General features: G+C 66.9%; 14 protein-coding genes and 2 tRNA genes. 11 read left to right on the top strand and 5 right to left on the bottom strand.

What is annotated here, in order from left to right; translation table 11 throughout:
* Nucleotides 1–6 precede the first annotated feature (6 nt).
* Entirely contained in the window at nucleotides 7–1305 is a 1299-nt protein-coding gene (locus tag P0R32_RS10265) for an MFS transporter (RefSeq protein ID WP_276236871.1), read from the bottom strand.
* 115 nt (nucleotides 1306–1420) lie between these two features.
* Nucleotides 1421–2257 carry an HD domain-containing protein gene (locus P0R32_RS10260; protein ID WP_276236870.1) on the bottom strand — a complete coding sequence of 279 codons (837 nt, stop codon included), beginning with the start codon at nucleotides 2255–2257 and terminating at the stop codon, nucleotides 1421–1423.
* Between the two features lie 218 nt (nucleotides 2258–2475).
* Between P0R32_RS10260 and P0R32_RS10255 the strand changes: the two genes are divergently transcribed.
* The 9 genes from P0R32_RS10255 to P0R32_RS10215 all read left to right on the top strand — a co-directional run bounded on the left by P0R32_RS10255 (nucleotide 2476) and on the right by P0R32_RS10215 (nucleotide 11701).
* On the top strand, nucleotides 2476–2760 hold the full coding sequence (locus tag P0R32_RS10255) for a Sec-independent protein translocase subunit TatA/TatB (protein ID WP_276236869.1): 285 nt from the start codon (nucleotides 2476–2478) through the stop codon (nucleotides 2758–2760).
* Nucleotides 2761–2822: 62 nt separating this feature from the next.
* A tRNA-Arg gene (locus P0R32_RS10250) sits at nucleotides 2823–2895 on the top strand.
* 388 nt (nucleotides 2896–3283) lie between these two features.
* Nucleotides 3284–6271 (top strand): ATPase, T2SS/T4P/T4SS family, encoded by a 2988-nt coding sequence (locus P0R32_RS10245; protein ID WP_276236868.1) that lies wholly within the window; start codon nucleotides 3284–3286, stop codon nucleotides 6269–6271.
* Nucleotides 6272–8317 (top strand): type II secretion system F family protein, encoded by a 2046-nt coding sequence (locus tag P0R32_RS10240; RefSeq protein WP_276236867.1) that lies wholly within the window; start codon nucleotides 6272–6274, stop codon nucleotides 8315–8317.
* On the top strand, nucleotides 8317–8838 hold the full coding sequence (locus P0R32_RS10235) for a DUF7287 family protein (protein WP_276236866.1): 522 nt from the start codon (nucleotides 8317–8319) through the stop codon (nucleotides 8836–8838). Before P0R32_RS10240 ends, P0R32_RS10235 begins: the two co-directional genes overlap by 1 nt.
* On the top strand, nucleotides 8832–9437 hold the full coding sequence (locus P0R32_RS10230; protein WP_276236865.1) for a DUF7288 family protein: 606 nt from the start codon (nucleotides 8832–8834) through the stop codon (nucleotides 9435–9437). Before P0R32_RS10235 ends, P0R32_RS10230 begins: the two co-directional genes overlap by 7 nt.
* A 77-nt stretch (nucleotides 9438–9514) precedes the next feature.
* Nucleotides 9515–10462 (top strand): DUF7261 family protein, encoded by a 948-nt coding sequence (locus tag P0R32_RS10225; protein WP_276236864.1) that lies wholly within the window; start codon nucleotides 9515–9517, stop codon nucleotides 10460–10462.
* Nucleotides 10455–10952: a DUF7266 family protein gene (locus P0R32_RS10220; RefSeq protein WP_276236863.1), complete on the top strand. Its 498-nt coding sequence runs from the start codon at nucleotides 10455–10457 to the stop codon at nucleotides 10950–10952. The genes P0R32_RS10225 and P0R32_RS10220 overlap by 8 nt, the downstream gene beginning before the upstream one ends.
* The gene (locus P0R32_RS10215; RefSeq protein ID WP_276236862.1) at nucleotides 10949–11701 is read left to right on the top strand and encodes a DUF7289 family protein; all 753 of its coding nucleotides are present in this window, start codon (nucleotides 10949–10951) and stop codon (nucleotides 11699–11701) included. Before P0R32_RS10220 ends, P0R32_RS10215 begins: the two co-directional genes overlap by 4 nt.
* A 30-nt stretch (nucleotides 11702–11731) precedes the next feature.
* On the opposite strand, the gene P0R32_RS10210 is transcribed toward P0R32_RS10215, so the two are convergent.
* Nucleotides 11732–13156 (bottom strand): DUF7289 family protein, encoded by a 1425-nt coding sequence (locus P0R32_RS10210; protein WP_276236861.1) that lies wholly within the window; start codon nucleotides 13154–13156, stop codon nucleotides 11732–11734.
* 143 nt (nucleotides 13157–13299) lie between these two features.
* A complete protein-coding gene (locus P0R32_RS10205; RefSeq protein WP_276236860.1) occupies nucleotides 13300–13704 on the bottom strand; it encodes a type IV pilin N-terminal domain-containing protein in 405 nt (134 codons plus the stop codon).
* 288 nt (nucleotides 13705–13992) lie between these two features.
* Here P0R32_RS10205 and P0R32_RS10200 point away from each other — a divergent pair, with 288 nt between their 5' ends.
* Both P0R32_RS10200 and P0R32_RS10195 read left to right on the top strand, forming a co-directional pair.
* Nucleotides 13993–15345: a bacterio-opsin activator domain-containing protein gene (locus P0R32_RS10200; protein ID WP_276236859.1), complete on the top strand. Its 1353-nt coding sequence runs from the start codon at nucleotides 13993–13995 to the stop codon at nucleotides 15343–15345.
* Nucleotides 15346–15383: 38 nt separating this feature from the next.
* The gene (locus tag P0R32_RS10195; protein WP_276236858.1) at nucleotides 15384–15740 is read left to right on the top strand and encodes a hypothetical protein; all 357 of its coding nucleotides are present in this window, start codon (nucleotides 15384–15386) and stop codon (nucleotides 15738–15740) included.
* Between the two features lie 57 nt (nucleotides 15741–15797).
* Here P0R32_RS10195 and P0R32_RS10190 read toward each other — a convergent pair.
* A tRNA-Ala gene (locus P0R32_RS10190) sits at nucleotides 15798–15869 on the bottom strand.
* Between the last annotated feature and the right edge of the window lie 213 nt (nucleotides 15870–16082).

Raw genomic sequence — 16082 nt, 5'->3', positions numbered from 1 at the left:
CGGTCCTCAGTCGTCCGCCACGTCAGCGTCCACGTCCGCGAGCGCCGCCTCCCGCGCCGACGCGCGGCGGAATACGACCCAGAACACGCCTGAGGAGACGACGATGAACCCCGCGGCGGTGTAGAACGCGACGCTCGTCGAGACGAACTCCTTGATGGCGCCGATGCCGACCGGCCCCGCGACCTGTCCGACCTTCCACGAGATGGAGCGGAGGCTCATCGCCGACGCGACCGAGTCGTAGCGCTCGCCCTCCTCGACGAACAGCGACATCGACGCCGGCAGGCGGATGGAGTCGGCGACGCCGAGCACCATGTACGCCGCGAACAGACTGAAGAACGCGCCGCCGAGCACCTGCTCGCCGCCGAAGGCGACGAACCGGACCGGGTCGAGGGTACCCTCGAAGTAGTAGCTCAGCGGGATGAGCGCGGTGCCGAGCCCGTACAACAGCGCGCCGGCGACGACGAAGTACTCCTTGTTGCCGACGCGGTCGGAGAGGTCGCCGACGTACCCCTGCGTGACCGACTTCGTCAGCTTCCCGCCCGCCAGGATCCAGCCGATGGCGAACGCCGTGGTGCCGAACTCGGTGCGCGCGAGGATGGGGAGGAAGATGATCACCGCCATCTTCCCGACGGAGAAGGCGAGACGGAACACGACGAGCGCGCGGATCATCGGGAGGTCCAGCAGCGCCTTCAGCGTCGCCACGCCGCCGCCCGCGTCGTTCTCGGTGCCGCCGCCGGGGTCGTCACGGAGGTACGCGAACACGAGGACGAACGCGAGGATGGTGACGCCCGTGAGGACGACGTAGGTGAACGTGTACCCCCGCGAGAACAGCAGGTAGCCACCGATTACGTCGCCCGCGAGGCTGGAGAACGCTGCGACCTGGTTGTACGAGCCGAGCCACCGCCCGTTCTGGTCGTCGGGGGCGATGTGTCCCACGACGGTCGACCCTGTGATCCAGAGGATGGAGGCGCCGACGCCCTGGAGCACCCGGACGAGGATGACGTGCGTCGCGCTGTCGACGAGCATGAACCCGAAGAACACGACGACGTTGACTGCGAGTCCCAGCAACAGCCAGTGCTTGGCGTTGCTGGTGTCGACTTTGCGGCCCAACGGGAGGACGATGAGCAGTTGGACGACGGCGAACGCCGTCCCGAACAGCCCCTCGACCGTGCCGGTGGTGCCGAAGTCCTCGGCGTACAGCGCCAACGCGATCAACAGCGTGGAGTACGCCTGACTGCGCGCGAACGCCGTCCCGGCCAACGCCGCGAACTCTCGGTCGCGGAGGAGTCCGATCGAGTTGCCCACCTGCACGACAGTTACGTATCGAAACACACAGGGGGCGCATAAACGCCCGCATCCCGGACGGCTTCGGGGGCGAGTAGCACGGCACGTACTCGGTCAGCGATGCGCTCCCGGCCGGCTACAACTCGATCCGTTCGACGAGTTGGTCGTCGCTTTTGGTGTTGATCGCGACGATGCGCACGAGATCCTCGATGAGCGAGTCGCGCAGTTTCGCCTTCAGCAGGTTGTCCACCTGGTAGACGCCGGCGGCGTTGACCATCTCGATTTCGACGAGGACGGGCGCCGCGTCGCCGTCGTGGCCGTCGGCGGCGTCGCCGGGTTTGAGTTCGACGTTGCTGATCGCCCGAGAGGACAGCGTGTTGATGCCGCGACCGCCCTTCTCGTAGGGGATCCGCGAGCGCCCGCGCTCCATGTCGAGCGCGTCGGCGACACGGATGACGCCCGCCTCGCGCGTCAATGGCGTCTCCTCCGTGTGGTGACAGAGGATCGCGTGGAGCACCTCCGCCTTGACGCGCACCCGCTCGGAGACGCCGTAGTAGTCGAACTGCTGGAGGAAGCGGTCGAGCACGTCGGCGGCGAGGGGGATCGAGTAGTAGGCATGCTCGTCTCGGTGGACGACGTGACCGATGTCGTGGAGCGTCGCTGCGAGCGCGACGATCACCGCCTCGTCGGCCTCCTGTAGCCCCTGATCACCCGCGCCGTTGAACTCGACGCCGCCGCGCTTGAGCAGGTCGTACAGGCGGAGCGCGCGGTTGCGGACGATCTCGATGTGCTTGGCGCCGTGGTCGTTGTACCCCTTGCGCGTGACGGCGTTCACGTTCTGCGCGCGGAGGTACGTGTAGATCTCGGGGTCGGCATCGATCGCCGCCAGCACCTCGTTGACCCGTTCGTCTGGGAACGCGTGGTCGGCGTCGGGGTCGTACTGCCTCACCGAGGTGTCGGAGTCGTCGCTCATGGCTCGGGCGACGGTCGGCGGTCGCAAAAAGCCCTCTCCCCCGAGGGCGCCCACCCGGCAACGCGACGCACCTCGAAGCCATGTTGAGAGCGACTGACACGCAATCGGGCGAGATACGGACGCCGTTTCGCCCGGGATCGGCGGCGTGAGCCGCCCTACTCGCGAACTCCCGTGGAGCAAAAAGCCTATAATTGCCACCGGGTAAGCCGGAGGTAGAGATGCTCACCACCCTACCCCTGTTCGGTGCCATCCCGGGCGGTCCCGAGATGCTCATCATCCTGCTCGTGCTCGTGTTGCTGTTCGGCGCGAACAAGATCCCCAAGCTGGCTCGCTCCACGGGCCAGGCTATGGGCGAGTTCAAGAAGGGCCGCGAGGAGGTCGAGGACGAGCTGAAGGCGATGCAGGACGGCGAGGAGGAGGACGACGACGAGTTCGTCGCCGACTCGACCGACACGACCGACACGACCGACGAGGCCGTCGAGACCGACGCCGAGAAGAACTGAGCGACCGCAGCGACGGTCGTCCCGGACCGCTTTTGTTCTCGCGCCGGACACCCCTTCGGTGGGGGCGTGTGGCCAAGCGGATACGGCGAGCGGTTCCTAACCGCTAGATCGCGGGTTCGAATCCCGTCACGCCCGTAGCAACTGGTGAGGATGTGATCGCCGATGCCGAACGGATAGAGACGGCGCCGGTGGAGCCACACTTTCGACGTTGTCACGACCCCCGAGTGGCTGAGGTGCGGTCGACCGCGTAGACCGCTCGTGGACCTGCAACGACTGCCATCGTCCCGAGCGAGCCGTGACGACCGACAGTGGGGGGTTCGATTCGAGGACGACGTGGGTGACGACAACTGATAGGTTCGGTCTGCCGAGCGAGTTAGTTCAGCGCGGCTTCGAGCTGGTCAAAACGCCGACACGAGCATCCGGATTCGACTGGTAGGACTGTTCAAACAGCCATCAAGTACGTTTTCTCAGCGGTGATATGGAGGGCAAGCATTTAACGTAGCCCCCGAACTGAGAGTAGCCAATGGCTACCGACGACGCTGACGCGCCGCCCACCGCCGGGTTCGACGACACACCCGGCCCGGATGCGGCGACGGGGGATGCGGCTGTCGTCGGGGAGTACACGTGGCCCGACTTCCTGCGCGAGCACGGTCGCGAGGCCGTCGCGGACGACCTCGCCGAGCGCCTCCGGACCGAGGTGGTCGAGGAGGACGAGAACGGCGAGGAGGTCGTCCGGATCGAAGTCCGCGCGGCGACCGCCGAGGACCTCGAATCGCTCGGCGTCACCGAGTTCGTCGCCGATCATCTCGGCATGGAACCCGTCGAAGTGCCGGCCACGTTCGGCTGGGCCGGCGCGCTCGGTGAGGACATCGGCGACAGCCACCCACTCCTCGCGTACGACGAGACCCCCGTCTGGAAGGACATCTACACCTGGGACGACTACCGCGAGGAGTACTTCCTCGACGAGGAAGGGAACCCGCCGGTCGACGAGGAGGGGGAACCGCTGGAGTTCACCGACGAGGACAAAGCCGAGGCGCTCGGCTTCGACCCGAACCGCGTCGAGGAGACGCTCGGGCACCTCGCGAAGCGCGCGCCGGAGTTGGACGAGGTGGTCGACGAACGCACCGTCGACATCGCCGACGACGTCGACGAAGACGCGTTCTTCAGCGACGCGACCGGCGTGACGACGGTCGCGAACCGCTACGACCTCGAGAAGGCGGTGCCGATGCCGAAGAAGCGCCACTTCCGAGAGATCGAACGCTACTGGGTGAACGAGCCGTACTCGTTCGTCATCGTCTTCCACTCGACGAAGGAGAACGAGAAGAAGTACTACGTCGTCGAGCCGTACCAGAACCAGATCGAAGACGACCTCGTCGACTTCCTGGAGGGGAAGCTCCGTTCGGCGATCAAGTACGCCGACGAGGGCGAGGTCGCCGCTGACGACGACCACCGCCGACAGACGATCCGCGAGGAGACGTACGACCTCCTCGAACGCTACGACCTGTACGAACGCGAGGAGGGCCCGGGACTGGGCGACCGCCTCGCGGACCTGTTCGGCGTCGAAGTCGACGACGAGGGCGCCGCGGGACGACTGATCCGCGCGCTCGGCGTGACGCCGCGCGACACCGACGGTGAGATCGAGGGCATCGCGGCGCGCCCGGAGCCGGCGGTGCTCGCGGAGGACCCCGACACGCTCACCGAGTACACGGTGATGAAGGCGCTGTACTACCTCGAACGCGACTTCGTCGGCTACGAGCGCATCGACGGCGTCAAACACGACATCAACGTGGAGGACATCTCCGTCGACGGCTACAACTCCCCCGTCTTCGTCTACCACTCCGACTACGAGCAGATCATCTCAAACGTCTACCACGGCGAGCAGGAACTCGACGACTTCGTCGTGAAACTCGCCCAGCGCTCCGGGAAGGGCATCTCGAAGCGTCGCCCGCAGGTGGACGCCACGCTCCCGGACGGGTCGCGTGCCCAGTTGACGCTCGGGAAGGAGGTGTCCGACCACGGGACGAACTACACCATCCGCCAGTTCAAGGACGTCCCGTTCACGCCAATCGACCTCATCAACTGGAAGACGTTCTCGCTCGACGAGATGGCGTTCCTGTGGCTCTGTATCGAGAACCACAAGTCGCTGATCTTCGCAGGCGGCACGGCGTCCGGGAAGACTACCAGCCTGAACGCGGTGTCGCTGTTCATCCCGTCGAACTCGAAGATCGTCTCCATCGAGGACACGCGGGAGGTCGAGTTGCCCCAGCGCAACTGGATCGCCTCCGTCACCCGCCCGTCGTTCGCCGAGGACGACGGCGGCGACGTCGACGAGTTCGACCTGCTGGAGGCCGCACTCCGCCAGCGCCCCGACTACATCGTGATGGGTGAGATCCGTGGCGAGGAGGGACGGACCCTCTTCCAGGTCATGTCCACGGGGCACACGACGTACACGACGTTCCACGCGGACAACGTCGGCGAGGTGCTCAAGCGGTTCACGACCGAGCCGATCAACGTCTCGAAGACGATGTTCACGGCGCTGGACCTGGTGTCCATCCAGACGCAGACGCGGGTGCAAGGGAGCAAGGTCCGCCGGAACAAGTCGCTCACTGAGATCAACCACTACGACGCCGAGAACGACGAGATCAACGTCCAAGACGTGTACCAGTGGCAGGCGGAGACGGACGAGTTCCTCCACATGGGCGACTCCAACACGCTGGAGGAGATCATGTTCGACCGCGGTTGGGGGATCGACACCCTGAACGAGGAACTGCTGAAGCGGCGCGCGGTCATCGCGTACCTCATCGACCGGGGGCTCAACACGTACACGCAGGTCGCGGCGACGCTCCAGGCGTTCATCAACGACCCCGAGACGATCCTCTCGCTGATGGCCAACGAGCGGCTGGAGGCGAGCCTCGACGACCTCCGCGAGATGGAGTCGGTGCTCATCGACGTCGACCAGGAGAAAGAGGAGATGGTGCCGCGCCCCGACCCCTCCGACGCGCAGGCCGAGGAGGCGAAACGGATTCTCGAGGAGGCGGAGTCGATCCTCGAACAGTACCGCGGCGAACGCTCCGACAGCGTGGCCGCGGCGCTCGGGAGCGTCGAACCCGACGTCGACGTGACGGCCGAACCCGGCGCCGGCGAGGAGTTGGTCGACGAGGAGCCCCACCGCGAGCCGTTCGACGGGATCGGTCCAGAGCCGCTCGACATCGGACCGGCCCACGACGTGTCGAACGACGACGACGAGTCGCACGCTACCGGCGGCGACGACGAGCCTATGACCGCCGGAGAATACGAACCCGACGGCGAGTCACAGGACGCGTTCGACGCGATCGATCAGTTCGACGACCCGCCAGATGACGAGGTGAACGCGGAGCCGCTCGACACCGACGAGGAGGAGGACAACGAGGCGGGCGGTGACGACACCGACGGCGAGGCGAAAGACACGGACGAGGAGATCGAAGACTGGGGGTTCGGCGAGGTCGAGTCCCCGGAGGAGCCGGAGGAGTAGATGAGCCTCGACACCGACTCCGGTGGCTTCGGGGACGCGGCGGGGTTCGCGGACGCGTTCTACCCGCTGTTCCAGCGGGTATTCGACGAGGACGGCGACTTCGTCGGCAGCGTCGACGAGAAACTGACGGCAGCGCGGATGAACCAGCCAGTCGAGTTGTACGTCTCGCGGGCGATGGGCGTCGGCGTCCTCGTCGGCGCCGTCCTGTGGGTCCTCGGGATGCTCGTCGGCTGGGGCGTGTTCGCCCTCGGCCTCGTCACCGCGGAGTCTGTCGGACTCGGCATCCCGGTCGACTCCGCCGAGACGGCGGCGTTCCTGGAGTCGCTCACGGTGCCGGCGGCGGTGATCGTCGGCGGCGTCGTCTTCGGGAGCATCGGCTTCGGCATGGGCTTTGGCACGCTGCTGGCGATTCCGTACCAGCGCGCCGACGCGCGAAAACGCGAGATCAATATGCTGCTGGCGGACGCGGTGTCGTTCATGTACGCCCTCTCGGTGGGAGGGCTGAACCAGTTGGAGATTCTGGAAGCGATGGCGAAAGCTGACGACACGTACGGCGAAGTCGCCAAGGAGTTCCAGAGCATCGTCCAAGAGACGAACTACTTCGGCACCGACTACCGGAACGCGGTGCGCCAGCAGGCCATCGAGACCCCCAGCGAGGACCTCGCGCAGTTCCTCACGGACATGCTGTCGATCATCAACTCCGGCGGCGACATGGAGCGGTTCCTCTACGACAAGAAGGAGAAACACCTGCGGACCGCGAAACAGCAGCAGGAGCTGACGCTGGAGACGCTGGAGCTGTTCGGGGAGATGTACATGACGCTCTCGCTGTTCCCGCTCCTGCTCATCATCATCCTCGTCATCATGTCGATGCTCGGCCAGGGCCAGGACTTCCTGCTGACGGCGACCGTCTACCTCCTCACGCCGCTCATCGGCGTCGGGTTCCTCGTGCTCGTCTCGACGGTGAAACGCGACGAACCCGGCGACGGCTACCTCGAACCGGGCGGCGTCGACGACCACTTCGTCGAGGAACAGCGCAGTGGCCTGCTCCACCTCGGCCTCGTCGAGGTGTTCACGGGCGACTTCTCGGTGTTCGACCGCATCCGTTCGCGCGAGGGGAACTACCAGACGCGAGAGCTGTTACAGGCGCCGCACGTGTTCTTCCGCGACAACCCGCTGTTCACGCTGGCGCTGACGCTGCCCGCGACGCTCGTGTTGCTCGGGTTCGCGGTCGCGTCGGGCGACGCGCCGCTGTCGTTCCAGGGGTTCATCGAGCGGCCCGTGTGGGCGACGTTCGTGTGGGTGTACATCCCGGCGTACGTGACGCTGATTCCGCTCGTGTTCTTCTACGAGTGGCACCAGATCCGGCGCTCGGGCATCACGAACAAGCTCTCGGACAACCTCCGGAAGCTCTCCTCGGCGAACGACACCGGCCAGACGCTTCTGGAGTCGATTCGAACGACGGCGGACACCTCCACCGGGAAACTCGCTGAGGAGTTCGACGTGATGTACGCGAAGGTGAACTACGGAATGAGCCTCCGGGAGGCGCTCGTCGAGTTCAACAACAAGTACCACATCCCGCGACTCGCGCGGACGGTGAAGCTCATCTCGGAGGCCCAGCAGGCGTCGAGTCAGATCACGGACGTGCTGACGACCGCCGCGCAGGCGTCGGAGAACCAGGACGACATCGACCGCGAGCGGAAGTCGCGCTCGCGGATGCAGGTGGCGATCATCTTGATGACGTACCTCACGCTGCTCGCCGTGATGGCGATCCTAAAACTGCGCTTCCTCGACGTGCTCGCCGGACTCACGGCGCAGGCCGGGAGCACGGGCGGCGGGGGTGGAGGTGGCGGCCTCGGCTCCGGCGGGTTCGCCGGCGGCGTCAACGTCGACCGCCTGTCGGTGCTGTTCTTCCACGCGGTGACGATCCAAGCGGTGCTGTCGGGAGTCATCGCGGGCTACATCCGCAGCGCCGACCTCATCAGCGGGATGAAGTTCGTCGTCATCTTGCTGTCGGTCGCGCTCGGCGTCTGGGTGGTGGTGGCCTGATGTCCTCTGGGGGGACCACGACGACGGCGCCGGACACGACGGTGCCGACGACCACCACCGACCGCGGGCAGACGACAATCGACTACGCGGTCGGGATCAGCGTGTTCCTGCTGGTCGTCGCGTTCGTGTTCGCGTTCGCGCCGTCGCTGACGACGCCGTTCACGAGCGACGCGACCGACGCGACGGTCATCGCAGACCGGGCGGTCGACCGGCTTACCGGGGACCTGCTCGTCGACGACCCCGCGCGACCCGCCGTGTTGAACGCGACGTGCACCGCGGACTTCTTCGACACCGGCGGCGCCGACGCAGACTGCCGGTTCGACACAGACGCGAGCGACCTGCAGGGCGCCTTGGGGGTCGCCTCGCCCGCCCGGACGCTCAACGTCACCGTCGACCGGACTGGTGGGGGGACGCTCCACGCCGCGGGTCCCACCCCGCCGCACAGTGCCGACGTGTCGGTGTCTCGCCGGGCAGTCTTGATCGACGGCGACGACGCCCTCGTGACCGTGAGGGTGTGGTGACCGTGCGCGCCCAAGCACACACGCTGGAGGGGTTCGCCGCGGCGCTCATCCTGTTGAGCGGCGTCCTGTTCGCCCTCCAGGCGACTGCGGTCACGCCCCTGACGGCGAGTACGTCCAACCAACACATCGAGAACCAACAAGGGGCCGTCGCGGAGGGCGTCCTCGCCGCCGCAGAGGCCAACGGAACGCTCGCGCCGGCGATACTCCACTGGAACTCCTCGGGCGACCGGTTCATCGACAGCGGCGAAGGCGGCGTGTACGAGAACGCCAACTCGGCGTTCAGCGCGACCGCCTTCGGCGAGACGTTGAATCGGACGTTCGGCGACGAACGGGTGGCGTACAACGTGGAACTCCGCTATCGGACCGTGAGCGGCGGGCAGGGACGCACCCGCGTCGTCTACATGGGGTCGCCGAGCGACAACGCCGTCGCGGCCAGTCGGACGGCCACCCTGTACGACGACGACCGCGTCGACGGCGGAAGCCGTACGCTTGAGACGGTGGCGTCGGACCCCGACCGCGAGTTCTACGCCGGGGACGCCGACCCCGACGGACCGCTGTACGGTGTTATGGAGGTGCGCATCGTCGTATGGCGGATCTGAGACGACTCGTCGGCGGCGCGGCCGGCGACGGACGACCTCCGAACGACGAATCGAGTGGTTCGAACGGCGGACGAGGGGTGGACCGCGGACAACTCGTCCTCGTCACTGGGCTCGCGCTCGCGGTCGTGTTGGTGGCGCTCGTGTTGCTCGCCAACACCGCCATCTACACCGAGAACCTCGCCACCCGCGACAACGGCGTCGGCGAGCACGATGCGCTGGGGTACCGCGCCTCGGTCATCGACGGCGTCGGTGGAATCGTCGAGCGCGAGAACGCTGCCGAGTACGACGATCGGTCCGAACTGACGGCGAACGTCTCCGACGGCGTGGCGACGTTCGACGACCTGTTGCGCGGGTCGGCAGCACGAGGTGCCGCCGGCGCCCGGGCCGACACCGACGCCGCGACGTACGTCAATGGTACCCTCGTTCGCCACACCGACGACACCCGTGCGTTCGAATCGAACCAGAGCACCAGCGACTGGACCGTCGTCGGCGACACCGAGGGCGTCCGGGCGTTCGTCGCGACGGTCGACCGCGCCTCGCTCGCGACGACCGAGGCTGACTCGCTGTCGGGAGCGTTCACCGTCGTCGTCGACAACGGGACCGAGCGCTGGAGGGCGTACCTCTACCGAAACGCATCGACCGACCACGTCGCCGTCGCGGTACGCCCGCCGGGGGCGGCGGGTGCGAGCGAGGTCTGTTCGGTCGACGCCGTGACCGCGACGGTCGACTTCACCCGCGGCACCCTCGCGGGGGACCCGTGTAGGGGACTCGACTGGGCCGCCGGAACGTCGGGGGAGTTCGACCTCCGCTTCGACAACGGAACGAACGCCGTCGGCACGTACGACCTGACTGCCGAGAGCCGGGCGGACGAACTCGTGCTCGCCACCGTCAACCCCGACCCGGTCGGTGGGTCGCCGTACCACGTCCCCGCCGTGTACGCTGTCGAGATACCGATCCGGTATCAGACAACAGAGTTGGTGTACGGGGAGACGGTCCGGGTCGCCCCGGGTGAGCACGATGACTGACCGCCGCCCGCCCGGAACGGCGGCGTCGAGCGGGCTGGGAGGGTGCCGGACGCGTCCGGCCCGCGACCGCGCCACCAGCACCGCACTCTCGTACGTCCTCACGCTGGGCATCACCGCGCTGTTGATCAGCGGCCTCCTCATCGCCGCCGGCGGTACCGTCGACAGCCAGCGGACAGCGACCACTCAGGAGGCGCTGGAAGTCGTCGGCCAGCAGCTCTCGTCGCGGCTGATGGCCGCAGACAGACTCGTCGTCGCCGGTGGCGACGAGGTCGTGGTTCGGGGGACGTATCCGGACGCCGTCTCGGGGACGCGCTACACGGTGACGATTACGCCGGGTGACCCGGTGACCATCGAGTTGGCCGCCTCAAGCGTGGACGTGACCGTCACCGTCGCCGCGGCGACGAACACGACCGTGGCGCCTGCGAGCGTCTCGGGCGGCGACGTGGAGATCGTGTACACCGGTGGGCAACTGGAGGTGCAGTCGGCGTGAACCGCGCACAGAGCGACGCGATCGGCTTCGTGCTCGTGTTCTCGCTGATCGTGTTGACGGTGGGGACGGTGTACGCGATGGGGTACCCCGCACTGCAAGACCTCCGCACGGACGAGCAGTTGGAGAACATGGAGCGGGCGTTCGACGTGCTCGACGACAACGTCGACGACATGGCTCGCGACGGTGCGCCGAGTCGCGCGACCGAGATCAAACTCAACGGTGGCGTGCTCGCGGTGAACGAGTCGACGGAGGTGTCCATCGAGGCGGTCGACGCGAGCACGGGGGAGAACTTCACGCTGAACGCGACCAGTACGCCGATCACCTACTCGCGTGACGACACCACCGTCGCGTCGACGTACGGCGCGGTCGTGCGCGACGACCGCGGCGCGTCCGTGATGCGAGACGGTCCCGGGTGGGTGGTCGGGGACGACCACGCGATGATCCCCCTCGTGATCGCACAGCGAGTGGACGACCGGACCGCCCTCGGCGGCAGTTCTACCGTGTTGGTACGCACGGATGTCGTCGGACGCGGCGTCGCCGCTGACCTCCACTCCGACGACGTGTCCGACGTCAACGTGACCGTCACCGTCACCTCACCGTGGGCGGGCGCGTGGGGGCAGTACTTCGAATCCCAGGGGATGGAGCCGATCGACGCGAACCCCGACGACGGCGACGTGACCTACCGGATCACTGGCGTCGAGAGCGTCGTCGTCCAACAGACGGCAATCACGGTGCGACTGGAGCGATGAGGCGCCGCCGGGGGAGCACTCAAGCCCGGCTCAGTCCTCGTCGACGTCGACTTCGGTGACGGACACGTGGAGGAAGGTGATCCGCGGGGCCGCGCTGGCGGTCACGTCGAGGTCGATGGCGGCGACCGTCGGGTCGTACTCGAACTTGTTCGGCTTGCCGTTCACGTCGATGGTCTCGCCGATGATCCCGCCCTCGACGTTCTTGTGGTTCTTGCCACCGCCGCCGTTGAGGTCGATGTCGGAGCCAGGCGCGTACAGGAAGCCGATGAACCGGTACTTTCCGTTGAAGTCCACGTCGCCGTCGGAGTGGACGACGACGCGAACGGCCTCGGCGTCCCCGCCGTCGTTGATGGAGTCGCCGCCGTCGACCTCGACGTCGTTGCGGACGTACACGGTGAACGTGCCGTCGCCAGAGACGGTGACGCTCTCCGGTTCGAAGTCGTTGGCGACGACGAGGCTCACGTTCCCGTCGGTCGTGTTCACGTCGAGATCGCCGGCGTAGTCGCCGTCGACGAAGTACGTCTCGGGCCCCACGAGCGTTCCCGGCGGCGCCGACTCGTTGCAGGCGCCGGCGTCGGTTCGGCACTCGTCCACCCGGGACTCGATCAACTCGTCGGCAGACGGTTGGAAGACGCCGACGCGGTACGGGTTCGGAGGTGGACCGGGGTTCGCGTCGATACCGCCGGGCGCGGTCGAGGCGACGGCGTTGTCGAACTCTGTGTCGAAGGGGACGACCAACTCGATGGTCACGGTCTCGTTCGCGTCGTCGACCGTCACCTGCCCACTGGTCCGCTGTTCGAAGAAGCGGCCCCACGCATCGTAGTACGCGCTGCCGACGGTGATCACGACTTTCCCCTTGTCGAGCGGGTTCGCGTACCCCGCGCTCGCGTTCGGGTACACTGCCGTCGACGTGTCGCCGCGTCGGACCACTACCTCGTCGTCGAGTCGCTCGTCGCCGGCGACGCGAACCAGCGGCAGCGTGAGCGTCGTCCCGCGGTAGTGGAACTCCGGCGGCGACACCATCGAACTCCCGCCCGGGGTGCGTCGCCAGACGCCGCCGCCCTGGTAGGCGACCTCCGCGTCGTCGTCGCGGTAGACGACCGCACCGAGCGTGACGTTGCCGAGTCGCTCCTTGACCGCCCCGGTCGTCGCGTTCCGGACGGTGATGTTCAACCACCCGGCGTCGGGTTCGACGGCCCGTTGGGCGTTCGCGGCGCCCGCGAGGCGGACGCGTTGGGTGTCGCTCTCGCCGTGGGCGACGAGGCTGGCCTTGGAGTCGAACTGGGTCATCGACTGCTCGGCGGCGCCGGTGGTCGCCGACGACTGGACTCCGTCGATGGCGTCGCCGCCGAGCGCGACGACGGTCGTCGCGCCGACGACGGTGATCGCGAGCAACAGGACGATCCCGATCACGTCACCCTGCGCCCGTCTGTCTCGCGTCCCCCCTGAAGGCATCGTGCGCACAACGTGAAGCCGGTGTATAAACGTTCGTTTCAGGCTATCAGGACTGAAGCGTAGTGTCGAACGAACAACACGGCGCGACCGCTCGGCGGGTGACAAAAATCGGAAACGTCGGTTGGTGAGTCGCGTCCGCGAGGTTACGGGGTCTTCTCGTCGGCGAGCGTCTGCGACGTGTCGCCGTTCTCGGAGGTCCAGATGACGCGGACCGTGTCGTCCGTGGCGTGCTTGATGTACGAGGAGTTCGTCCCTGCTGTCACTTCACTCACACCGGACCAACTCGTGGTCGAGTCGAGGCTCGTCGTAACGTTGAGTTGACTCGCCGAGATCGAATCACCACCAGTGTGGACAGCTGCAACTCCACTGCTGCCGTTGTAGTCGAACTGGAAGTTCGTGTTCGGTGCCGTCTGTTGGACGCTGTTCCCCAGGCCGAGGACGAACGAGCCGATCACCGCCGCGAGGATCACTGTGATCGCGACCATGAGGATCACACCGATCACGGGGCTGACGGCGCGGTCGTCGTCGAAGAGTGCGTTGAAGTCCATTTTGTTCGGTTTCCACAGTCCCCCCCGAAGGGTCGGCCCCCCGGTAGTCCTGTAGTGGCACGCTACGTAGGACATACATAATAACAATATCGTTCAAGTAATCACACGTGAGAATAACATATCACACTGCCGTCGTATTGTCGGCGTCGAACTCCGCGCGATGGGTGGACACCTCCGGCCGCTAACGGGCCGTAGGAGGAACGAACACGCCCGAGGAACGCGAACGCAGCGATTCCGCGGGGGAGGGGTACCGTCAACGATATTTCGTCCCCTCACGTCCGACACTGCATGGGAGACGAGGGATCGGGGGCGGTCCCGAGCGCGGCGGTTCGCGCGGTGTTCGAGCGGGCGGCACCGGGCGAGCCGCTCACCTCGACGGAGGTGGCGACCGAACTGGACTGTGCGCGGACGACGGCGTACAAGAAGCTCCAGCGACTCGCCGCCGACGGCGACCTGGAGACGAAGAAGGTCGGCGCACGCGGTCGGGTGTGGTGGCTCCCGGTCGACGCCGCCGAACCCACCCAGCGAGACAGTGATGTCGCTCTGGACGACGCACCCGAGTACGAGGCGGTGGTCGCGAGCGAGCGAAAGTACCGCGCGGTCTTCGAGCGGGCGTTCGACGCCATCCTGATCGCCGACGACGAGGGGCGGTACGTCGACGTGAACCCCGCCGCCTGCGACCTGTTCGGCCTGCCCCGGGAGGAACTGCTCGGTACGCGCGCGACGGACTACGCCGAAGAGGGGTACGACGTCGCGAGCGCCTGGCAGGACTTCCAGCAGTCTGACCTCGACCGCGGACTGTTCCCGTTGGTCCGCCCGGACGGAGAACGGCGGCTGCTCGAGTTCGCGGCGACGCCGGACATCCTCCCCGGACTCCACCTCTCGGTGCTGCGCGACGTCACCGAACGCCGGGAGGTCCGGAGCGAACTCGAACGCGAGCGCGCACGCCGTGCGCGGTACCAGCGGTCGCTCACCGCTGACGCGGTGGTCGAGGTGACCGTTCGGATCGAGGGAGAGGCGCTCTTCGGCGCACTGTCAGACGGTCTCGACTGCCGCTGTGAGTTCGAAGGGGTCGTCCCCACCTCCGACGGGCGACTGCTCCACTACCTCACCGTCACCGGTGCGACCGGCGCGGAGGTGGCCGTCGCCGTCGACTCGTCGCCGTCGGTCGACGACTGTCGGATCGTGTTCGAGGAGGACGACGCCGTCCTCGTGGAACTCGACGTGACCACCTCGCCGGTGCGGACGCTGTTCGAGGCCGGTGCCAACGCGCGGTCGATGGTCGCCGAGGACGGCGTCGTCACCGTCGTCGCTGAGATCGGTGCCGACGCGGAGTTCCAGCGGCTGATCAACGGACTCCGAGCGGCGTACCCCGACACGACGGTCGTCGCGAAACGGACGCTCGACCGACCGATCGTCACGACGCGGCAGTACCGCGACTCGCTGGCGGACGCGCTCACCGAACGCCAGCGGGAGACCCTCCGCGCGGCGTACCTCGCGGGCTACTTCGAGTGGCCGCGGACGAGCAGCGCCGAAGATCTCGCCGACTCGATGGGGATCGCCTCGTCGACGTGGTTGCGACACCTCCGGCGGGCGGAGGCGAAACTGGTCGTGTGGTTCTTCGAAGAGCTAGAAGCTTAGCGTCAATCCATATGCTCGCGCCACCCGTCGGACCGACTATGGGGATCAGTACCAATCATGTCGGCGGGGGTCACGAGTGGACGGACACCTACCCACAAGACGAACTGTTCGCGCAGTTGGCCCACCCGATGCGCCGGCGGATACTCGACAGACTCACGCGCGTCGACTACGGGGAACGCGTCGACTGCACGACGCTGACGAAGGGAGACGACATCCCGGAGCGTGAGCGCATCAGGCTCCACCACGTACACCTGCCGAAACTGGCGTACGTGGGGTACGTCGACTGGGACCCGGCCACCGAGACGGTCGCTCGCGGCGGCGAGTTCGCGGCCATCGAACCGGCGCTCGAACTCCTCCGCCACAACGTCCACTGCCTGCCGGGGAGCTGGAGCTGAGACACGAAAGGTGGAGACACCGGTCTGACGTGACCGTAGGGGAGTGAGAAACTGGAGTGGACTCGGCGGGATTTGAACCCGCGGCCTTTCCCCTGCCAAGGGAACGATCTACCACTGATCTACGAGCCCGCCTGCACTACTGAGTATCGCCGTTCTGTACTTAAGGGCTACGACTGCAGGTCAGTACGGCACGACGACACACGGTAGCGACCGGATGGAAAACCCTTAGGAGCGCGACTGAGTTCACACGGTTGGGAACAGCACGGCCGCAACTCTGACTCGCCCCTCGTGGGCTTGGGATTGCGGATGTGCCCCCGCCGACTGCCCGACTGCGCCAGGTGG

This window comes from Halobaculum marinum (assembly GCF_029338555.1).
Classification (GTDB): domain Archaea; phylum Halobacteriota; class Halobacteria; order Halobacteriales; family Haloferacaceae; genus Halobaculum; species Halobaculum marinum.
The sequence above is the reverse complement of the archived record's forward strand: the minus strand, read 5'-3'. Positions and strand labels throughout refer to the sequence as shown.

What these genes read in the sequence shown, in the direction of transcription:
- P0R32_RS10260 (WP_276236870.1), bottom strand. Translation starts at nt 2,257, where the DNA reads ATGAGCGACGACTCCGACACCTCGGTGAGGCAGTACGACCCCGACGCC.
- P0R32_RS10255 (WP_276236869.1), top strand. Translation starts at nt 2,476, where the DNA reads ATGCTCACCACCCTACCCCTGTTCGGTGCCATCCCGGGCGGTCCCGAG.
- P0R32_RS10245 (WP_276236868.1), top strand. Translation starts at nt 3,284, where the DNA reads ATGGCTACCGACGACGCTGACGCGCCGCCCACCGCCGGGTTCGACGAC.
- P0R32_RS10240 (WP_276236867.1), top strand. Translation starts at nt 6,272, where the DNA reads ATGAGCCTCGACACCGACTCCGGTGGCTTCGGGGACGCGGCGGGGTTC.
- P0R32_RS10235 (WP_276236866.1), top strand. Translation starts at nt 8,317, where the DNA reads ATGTCCTCTGGGGGGACCACGACGACGGCGCCGGACACGACGGTGCCG.
- P0R32_RS10220 (WP_276236863.1), top strand. Translation starts at nt 10,455, where the DNA reads ATGACTGACCGCCGCCCGCCCGGAACGGCGGCGTCGAGCGGGCTGGGA.
- P0R32_RS10210 (WP_276236861.1), bottom strand. Translation starts at nt 13,156, where the DNA reads ATGCCTTCAGGGGGGACGCGAGACAGACGGGCGCAGGGTGACGTGATC.
- P0R32_RS10205 (WP_276236860.1), bottom strand. Translation starts at nt 13,704, where the DNA reads ATGGACTTCAACGCACTCTTCGACGACGACCGCGCCGTCAGCCCCGTG.
- P0R32_RS10200 (WP_276236859.1), top strand. Translation starts at nt 13,993, where the DNA reads ATGGGAGACGAGGGATCGGGGGCGGTCCCGAGCGCGGCGGTTCGCGCG.
- P0R32_RS10195 (WP_276236858.1), top strand. Translation starts at nt 15,384, where the DNA reads ATGGGGATCAGTACCAATCATGTCGGCGGGGGTCACGAGTGGACGGAC.